The sequence below is a fragment of the Desulfobacter sp. UBA2225 genome (genome assembly GCF_002348205.1).
Taxonomy (GTDB): Bacteria; Desulfobacterota; Desulfobacteria; order Desulfobacterales; family Desulfobacteraceae; genus Desulfobacter; species Desulfobacter postgatei.
The window spans coordinates 1-8,415 of the sequence record NZ_DDYV01000012.1 but is presented as its reverse complement, the minus strand read 5'-3'; the positions used below and the strand labels follow the sequence as shown (position 1 = coordinate 8,415).

Annotated in this window: 7 protein-coding genes; 1 reads left to right on the top strand and 6 read right to left on the bottom strand. The window is 46.4% G+C overall.

Annotated elements, in window-relative coordinates; genetic code table 11:
* The 3 genes from pstC to B3D59_RS00440 all read right to left on the bottom strand — a co-directional run.
* The coding region (pstC, locus tag B3D59_RS00450; RefSeq protein ID WP_286817118.1) for a phosphate ABC transporter permease subunit PstC at positions 1-1,307 on the bottom strand (1,307 nt) is incomplete at its 3' end.
* A gap of 493 nt (positions 1,308-1,800) precedes the next feature.
* Positions 1,801-2,430 (bottom strand): ABC transporter substrate-binding protein, encoded by a 630-nt coding sequence (locus B3D59_RS00445; protein ID WP_286817117.1) that lies wholly within the window; start codon positions 2,428-2,430, stop codon positions 1,801-1,803.
* 13 nt (positions 2,431-2,443) lie between these two features.
* Entirely contained in the window at positions 2,444-3,007 is a 564-nt protein-coding gene (locus tag B3D59_RS00440) for a hypothetical protein (RefSeq protein ID WP_286817116.1), read from the bottom strand.
* A 224-nt stretch (positions 3,008-3,231) separates the two neighbouring features.
* On the opposite strand from B3D59_RS00440, the gene rnhA reads away from it, so the two are divergent.
* Entirely contained in the window at positions 3,232-3,948 is a 717-nt protein-coding gene (rnhA, locus tag B3D59_RS00435) for a ribonuclease HI (RefSeq protein WP_286817115.1), read from the top strand.
* Between the two features lie 36 nt (positions 3,949-3,984).
* Here rnhA and B3D59_RS00430 read toward each other — a convergent pair whose 3' ends face one another.
* From B3D59_RS00430 to B3D59_RS00420, 3 genes are all read right to left on the bottom strand, one after another.
* Positions 3,985-5,061, bottom strand: a complete 1,077-nt coding sequence (locus B3D59_RS00430; RefSeq protein ID WP_286817114.1) for an HDOD domain-containing protein — start codon at positions 5,059-5,061, stop codon at positions 3,985-3,987.
* 26 nt (positions 5,062-5,087) lie between these two features.
* Positions 5,088-6,113, bottom strand: a complete 1,026-nt coding sequence (locus B3D59_RS00425) for an NAD(P)H-dependent glycerol-3-phosphate dehydrogenase (protein WP_286817113.1) — start codon at positions 6,111-6,113, stop codon at positions 5,088-5,090.
* Between the two features lie 124 nt (positions 6,114-6,237).
* Positions 6,238-8,415, bottom strand: a 2,178-nt coding sequence (locus B3D59_RS00420; protein WP_286817112.1) for a BatD family protein, incomplete at its 5' end; no start/stop codon positions are given.

Below are 8,415 nucleotides of genomic sequence, written 5' to 3'. Positions count from 1 at the left end.
CCCAGGGCAAAGGCGGCCAGGGTCTTGGGGCTGTCGAATTCCTGGTCTCCCACCAGCAGGGTGACAATCTGCGCCGTAACCGTTGTAACTGCCTGGAAGGGATTGGCGGTCAGGTTTGCAGACAGGCCGGCCGCCATGACAACAATCATGGTCTCCCCAATGGCCCGGGACACGGCCAGCAGCACCCCGCCCACAATTCCGGGGAGGGCTGCGGGCAGCACAACATTGATAATGGTTTCACTCCGGGTGGAACCAAGGCTCAGAGCGCCATCCCGCAAGGACCGTGGTACCGCAGTGATTACATCATCGGATAAAGAGGAAACAAAGGGAATGATCATGATTCCCATAACGATCCCGGCAGACAAAGCACTTGCCGAAGATACCGAAAACCCCAGGATATTACCCGCATCCTTGATGGCCGGGGCCACAACAAGGGCTGCAAAAAAACCATAAACTACCGTGGGAATCCCGGCCAGGATCTCCAAAAGCGGCTTGGCAACACTTCTAAACTTTCCATTGGCATATTCAGACAAGTAAATGGCAGCCATAAGCCCTAACGGCACTGCCACACACATGGCAATGCCGGCAATGAGCATGGTGCCAAATATAACCGGAACCGCCCCGAATGCACCGGAAGATCCGATCTGATCAGCATGAATGGCCATCTGGGGGCTCCATTCAAGTCCGAATAAAAAGCTATGAACCGGCACAATCTTGAAAAACCGAAATGCCTCATAAAATACGGAAAGTACAATGCCGATGGTGGTGACAACAGCCAGAGTGGCGCAGGCAATGAGCAGGATTTCAACAACCTTTTCTACATGATTCCTGGCCCGAAGCTTTGGTGTGATTTTTAGACACACACCTGCAATGGCAACTATGGACATCGCCGTTATGATTACGCTTAACGCGGCCTGGGTGATCATCTCAAGACTTTTATAATGATCGACTGCAGCTTGAATGACAGGACTGATTTCATTGCCCACAAGGTTACCGGATACAATATTTCGGATATCATTGACAACAAGATTAAGGCGGTCTTGGGGCAAGGATCGGATATCCTCTGGAAGATCTGCCATCACCAGATCCATGATGATGGTGGACTGGAAAAAAAGCCAGAACGAAAACACGATTAAAGCCGGTACCGCACACCAAATGGAGGTCAGGGCTCCGTAATATAACGGTCTGGAATGAAGTGCTTTTGGACCGCCTATGCCGGAGCAAACAGCAAAGGCCTTGCTGCGACCTATAAAAAATCCTGCAACGGTCAGCACCCAAAGTAGTATAAGCACATGAATCGATGTCATCTATGTTCCTTAAAAATTTTGTTCAAATTTATTAGATTCAGTTTAATATTATATTAACCAAAAGTTAGAATTGTGTTTTGTTGCGAAATTTTTTTTCTCTTTTGGCCCCTTTCCAGGCTGAATCCGACACAGGTTTTATTCGTCAATGACCACTATTCATTCATTATATTAACCAAGCGCTTTTTCCATACCCAAATGGTTCACCGCACATCTAATGGGAACGCACTATGATTCTCAATGATAATATATAAACATTAAAATTGTATTAGAGGTTGGTGGGAGTTTATGCCGGCTAAAGCAATTGCCGGTCAGCAGAAACGAACGGGATATGAATATAATATGCCGGTCTGTTGAATCACAGACCGGCATAAGTTTGAAAGATGCAATGACTTTTTTTTATTTTATATCAAAGTTTTAATAAGTTGTTAATTTGCGTTCATGTCTTGTTGTGGGTTGACTCTGGCTGTTGATAGTCCAGATCAGCCCATGCCTGTTATTCAGAGCTGTTTTTTGCATCAATATCTTTGAGCAGCTCTGAAAACGGTTTTTGGCCGAGGAATTCACCAAACTGAGAGCGGTAATTATTAACCATGCTTACCCCTTCAATGTTGATATCAAATACCAGCCAGGGATCTGTGCCCTGCCTGTGCATCATATAGGCAATGGGAATTTCAGTACCATCGGTGTTAATAATCTGGGTCTGGACTTTTGCGTATTCCCGGTCTTCTTTCCTTTTGAGCTGCTCATCAAGGTAGACCACCTTTTCATTGGTATAGCTTTCCAACTTGGAGATATAGGCAGTTTCAATCAAACGCTGGAACCGGACCGTAAACGCCTGCTTTTCTTCCGGGGTTCGTCCTCTCCAATGTTTTCCAAGAGTGGACTGGGCCATACGACCAAAATCGAAACCATTCAGGACAATGTCACGAATTTTCTGCCTGCGAATCTCTTTTTTCTCATCTCCTTGAAAGTCAGGAGCCCTAAGTACATCAAGGATAGCATCAATCCTGACTTTAAGGCCCTGAGTGGCTGATGAGGCATATTCAGCCAGTGCCTGTTGGGTAAAAACATGCATTTCAGAAAACATGATCGCAAATAAAAACAGTGTTCTGATTGTTTTCATCCGTTTTAATCCTTCAAATATTGCCTGTCTTGTTTAAAATGGCGTCAACCTCCTGGAAGGAAAAAGGTGCAGATAAATTTTTTGCACCCTCACCAGCGGAGACTGCCTTGGGTTTATGGCCTGATCCTGTAAACGAAGTTATTTGACCCTCTTTGAACTGAACCTGGTAGTTGGGACGGATACCTTTGCCCGTAGTGCCGAAAAAAACTTTTGATTCTGGATCACCAGCCATGTTTTTCAGTATTTTTTCAAGAAAAGTTCTTGCTAATTGTGCCACCCGGTCAATGTCCCATTCAATATTATTTGTTACCCGAGATCCAGAGCCGGAGGATGGAGTTCCCTTGGTTTTTAACTTGGAAATCCTGTCTTCCATGCCCTTGAGCTTCATTGCCAGATTCTTAACCGAACGCTCCTGAACATCTCCTGAAGCCTTGGGCTTCAACTCGTCCAGTTGAACGAATGCCTGGTCAAAGCAGGCTCTTGACTCATCCACCTCCTCTTGTTCTATAAGCTGGTCCAATTGTTCACACAAACTGTTGATGGACAGTCTTGATTCACGGAATTTACTGGGTTCCATTTTACCTCCTTTATGGTTAATGCAAACTGCTTAGCCGCCTATTTAGCCTGGCTCTCCCCTGTTTTTTAGGTTATTGGGCACCTGAAACCGGCGGCAAGATGTTGCAATTGATCCGTTATTGTTTCAATACTCTACACCGAATGCATATTTATTTCAAGAAACAGCCTAATTTTGATACACAGATGTTTCTTTACATTCCTTTTTTTTGTAATTATAGTCTGGGTATGAAATTCTACGCAGTGGCCAGGGGCCGAAAAACAGGTATATTTACATCATGGCCGGATGCCCAGTGCCAGGTCAAAGGATTTGCAGGCGCCCGATTCAAAAGCTTTAAAACAAAACAGGAGGCCTTGGCCTTTCTGGAGGATCCTTCCTACACAAATCCTGCATCTTTAACTAAAAATTTTGATAGTGCCCCAAAGAAAAATAAGACCGGGCAGGAGCCGGCCGATTATGAATATCCGGAAAATGCCGTAATGGTGTATACGGATGGCGGAGCCATCGGAAACCCAGGCCCCGGGGGATATGGCGTAGTATTTGAAACAGGGGAAACTTTTTCCGGCGGATTTAACCTGACCACCAACAACCGCATGGAACTTTTGGCTGTGATCGTGGCCCTTGAAGCGTTAAAAGAGGAGACCCGTCCTATCTGCCTGCATTCGGATTCCCGGTATGTTGTCAACGGTATTACCAAAAACTGGGCAAAAGCATGGAAACGTAAGGGCTGGAAAAAAGCCGACGGCAGCCCGGCCATGAATCCTGATTTGTGGGAGCGTCTTCTGGATCTTCTGCCGGGTCTTGATATTCGGTTCATTTGGGTAAAAGGCCATGCCGGTAACCCCTTGAACGAAGCCTGCGATCACCTTGCCAATTCAACAGCACGCATGCCCGGCCTGCCGGATGACACAGGTTATCTTAAAAGCCGTAAAGACAGCGCATAAAGGACTTGGGAAAAACTAAAAAAATCTTTTATTTTGTCAATGAAACAATGAACGTATCCAGGCAAAAAATCCAGTTTTAGACGAGTCCGCTTTAGCTGAATACAACTTGGGAGACATTGAATTTTTTATATTATCAATCTGCCGATGTTGAGAAAGCTCATTTTTAGGCTCAGATACCGTATTTTGTTTTTGGGGGGCGATACCGGTGATGCTTTCTGATTTTTTCTCCAGAGACCTTTGGATCTCCTTGACAACCGTTTCCTGAATTTCCTTTTTGGACAATGGTAATCCCGATTGTCCGGCGATCCAGGTGGATTCCAGCGAACTGACACAGCCATCGCCGTTTTTCCCAATACCGGACATTGAGGCAACGGCATAGGCAAACTGAATTAATGCCGCAATATGTCTGTCCTTTTCCGGTGCCAAATCCGGATTCTGGTAAAATTCTATACTAGTACAAACCCTGGAAGGGATATGCCAGATCCCCAACAATTTTGATGCGATATGAGCGTCTGTAGTTCCAAATTCATCCAGCTCAACAGTATGAATAGGTAATTTTAATTTGGCGGCTGTTTGAATGCATTTTGAAAACTCAAAAGGATATTGAATTGCAAGAATTAATTTTCCAATACCATGAAGCAATCCTGCAATATAAAGTTCACCCGGATTGACATTCATCTCCAGGTTCGGATGCCCCAGACGTCTTGCCGCATTGGCGCAAGCCCAGGAAAAGGCCCAATACTCTTGGGGTTGAAACCCCTTTATTTCAGGAATCTTTGGGAACATACGCTTGAAAAAATATAAATTGGTTGTATTGATGGTCTCTTGAAGTCCAACACGGACAATGGCTGACCGCAAACTGTAAATCTCATTAACTCCCTTGAAATAGATCGAATTTGCCAATTGAAGAATCATGGATAAAAGGCCTGGATCCGAATCAATGATCTTTACAAAATCATCGACTTCTATATCATCAATCGGTTTTCTGATTAGGGAGATCAATTTTGGCCCATTGGCCGGCATGGGAGGTATTTTGAATTTTGAGTTTAAAATATCCAATGCTATGGCATTGGCAATGGTTTCCTCGCCCTGTCTTTTTTCTATGGTCGTCATATTCTTTCCTGTTAATCAAAAGAAAATCAGATCACGCCTGCCAACTCGTGTTTCAGGGATCGGCCCATGAGCCGCTCAACAGTTTTTTCCACAGGGCTGTTTTCAAACAGGACAGAATAGACTTCAGCACAGATGGGCAGATCGACATTAAGTTTTTTTGACATGTTGTAAACGGACCGGGTGGTTTTAACACCTTCGGCCACCATGCGCATTTCCGAAATAATATCATCCAGGCACTTGCCTTGGCCGATCTGTTTGCCGACAGTGTAATTTCTGCTGAGAAACCCTGTGCAGGTCAACAACAGATCTCCCACGCCGGCCAGTCCGGAAAGGGTTAAGGGATCTGCACCCAGGCGGGTGCCCAAACGGTTCATTTCCGTCAGGCCGCGAGTGATCAGAGCAGCCCTGGGATTAAGTCCCATATTCATTCCGTCACAAGCACCAGCGGCAATCGCAATCACGTTTTTCATGGCACCGCCGATCTGGGTGCCTATAATATCATGGTTAACATAGACCCTGAAGTTGGGCGAAGAAAACACCTTCTGAATAAATGTGGCCACTTCGTTTTTCAACGCTGCCGCTGCCACCACCGTTGGTATTCCTGCAGCCACTTCCTTGGCAAAACTTGGGCCCGACAGCACACCAAAATTGTGATCAGGCAAAAAATCAATAATTTCGGACAGGATATCGGTCATAATCATGTGCGTTTTATTTTCAATGCCCTTGGAGGCACTGACGATAACAGTGCCCGGGGAGACAAAAGGTTTCATCTGTGTGGCCACAGCGCGCATACAATGGGAGGGCACCACCATGAGCACAAGATCTTTTCCGGACACTGCCTTTTCAATGTCATTGGTAGGTACAAGCCCTGGGGGCAGACTGAACCCGGGCAGAAAACTTCTGTTTTCCCTGTGAAGGGTAATTTCTTCTTTTACTTCGGTTTCAAAAGCCCAATGATCCAGGGTAAACCCTTTATCCGCAAGTAGTTTGGCAAGTGCTGTTCCCCAGGCACCTGCCCCGACAACGCCGATTTTTGTATTCATGATATCCATAGAAAATTTTATTCCTGACCGTCCCGGTAAAATTTGTCCGAGCGGATCAATGATTTGTTAAAATTAGGTTAGTCGTTATATATTAATTTCCAAAGAGATTCAACTTCAGTGTTCTCTTTCTCTTCTATATTATTTCTACATTTTTGCATGCCACCCACCCCACCTTGTCTTTGGCAAAACGGATTTTCATGTAGTTATCTTTCTTTTCCAGCACCCGAACCCGTGTACCGGCATGCAGGTCAAACAAGAGGGTGGCGTTATCCATGGTTCCGGAACGAACACCGGCTTTTTCAGCAAGAATAACGGCTTTTATATTCGAGTTAATCCGGTTGTATTCAAGTCCCGCAGCCAGAGTTGTGCCGGCAAAAAATAAAAAAATAAAAATGCCCACACCTGAAAAAATCTGTCTGCCCCTGGATTTTTGAACCGTTGCCCAAATAAAAAAACAAAAAGAAAGCGTGATCGAGGCATACTGAAGCCATTTCAAAGAAATCAGGCCCTGCCAGAAATAAATGATATCGGTAAAGGAGAAGCTGGTCTCTTTTTTATCTTTTAAAAGGCTTTGGGCATAGGCCAAATTAAATCTTAAATCCGGATCCGAGGGTGCAAGTTTTCTTGCGCGCTCATACCACAGGATGGCTCGGCCCAGATCCTTGCTTTTCAAATATGCATTACCGGTATTATAAAAAAGAGCCGGATTATCGACGCGGGTTTCAGCGATTGACTCAAACTGTTCAGCCGCCGCCGCATAATCCCCTGTCTTATATGCGCGCACCGCATCCACAAATACACCCGCCGTGTCTTTTACAGCGTAAACTTGTTTTGGGGCGATTATCCCGGCACTATCCTGGGCAGCCAGACCCGTGCTCCGGAACATAAAAAGGGAGAATCCCACACAGACCACAACCATAAGCGTACGAATCAGGGAAGAAACCTGGTCCAGGCAGCTTCGCGCGGTATTCTCATCCATGGGTTTTCCTCCGAAACGGGCGGCATCCATGGCATCCATCAGCTGGGTAACCTTGTTGACGGTTTCCTGGTTCCGGCCGTTGCAGGACAGAATCTGCCGGACCTCATCCCGGGTCAGGCTTTCACCCCCCTTGCCCCCCCGGGCCAGGACGGCATAGGTAAGTGCTGAAGACAAACCCGGCAGAAACCCGGGATCGTCCGGTGAGGTTTTACGCGCTTGTTTTAGATAATCCCATGCTTTTTTACGGTATTGCTCTTTCAAAGATTTTTCCCTGGCGCCAAACTGCATGACCGTGCCTGCCGCCCCAAACCCCAAGGCCGGCAGGCAGACCAGAAAGACAAACCAGCCCATGGAAAGACAGGGGCGTGAGTGGATACTCGCAATGTCTTCTTTAATATCCAGAATATCCCTGTTCTGAAGCCTCACCTCGGATTTTTCGTTTTTGACTGCCGCCTGGGTTTGCGCATCCGTATTTACGGCAGAAGCCGCATCCACCAAGGTCACAGGGCCGCCCGGTTGGACATCAAGTGTTAAAGGCGTTGTGGTAATGGTTCTATACGTTTTCGATTCTGTATCAAAGAAAACCAGGCAAAGCTCGGGAATAAGGGCTTTGCCAGCAACAGAAGCCACCAACGCTTGCTTGAACACTTTGTGTCCCTCAAATCCTTGTTCGGTAACCTGCACATCCTGAACCGGTGTATCTTCATATACTTTAAACTGATCCGTATTCAGGTTCAGGGCAGGCAACGCCGCATCCATAATGTTCCCAGTTCCTTTAATAACAACGGTCAATGTGGCGGATTCACCTGTTTTCACCGTATTTTTGTCCAGCTCACTTGATATGGAAAAATTACCCACAAGGCCTGAAAAGGGTTTATCCCCCTTATATTCCGGCAAAGGAGAGACCGTCAGATTCACGGAATTGGACACCACACGCACGGGCTTTGCCGGTGTGGTGTCGAAGAATGAATCCCGAATAAACGAATCATTGAATACGGAATTAAACGGATCACGTTGTCTGGTTCGCTGTATGGGCACCTGGGCCACAAAAACAGCCGGGGGAATGGTAAACTGTCCGGGTGCGTCCGCCTGGACCAGATATTTTGTCTCATTGACCATAAAGACCCGGCCGTTGATGGTCCGGGTATCTTTGGACCAGTCCGTCAACTGTTTGGCAGTCAGGCCCTCAAACCGGGGCGGATCAAAAGACGCCCCCTTGATCTGTTGTGCCGTGCATAGTTTAAGGATATACACAACCTGTTGTCCCGGCACGATCCCGTCACTGCTCAGGAAGGCTTGGGCAAAAAAATCGCCCTTGTCATCATCAATCCG

Excerpts from the sequence above, each read along its gene's own strand:
- B3D59_RS00430 (WP_286817114.1), bottom strand. The coding sequence starts at position 5,061 with ATGACGACCATAGAAAAAAGACAGGGCGAGGAAACCATTGCCAATGCC.
- B3D59_RS00440 (WP_286817116.1), bottom strand. The coding sequence starts at position 3,007 with ATGGAACCCAGTAAATTCCGTGAATCAAGACTGTCCATCAACAGTTTG.
- rnhA (WP_286817115.1), top strand. The coding sequence starts at position 3,232 with ATGAAATTCTACGCAGTGGCCAGGGGCCGAAAAACAGGTATATTTACA.
- B3D59_RS00425 (WP_286817113.1), bottom strand. The coding sequence starts at position 6,113 with ATGGATATCATGAATACAAAAATCGGCGTTGTCGGGGCAGGTGCCTGG.
- B3D59_RS00445 (WP_286817117.1), bottom strand. The coding sequence starts at position 2,430 with ATGAAAACAATCAGAACACTGTTTTTATTTGCGATCATGTTTTCTGAA.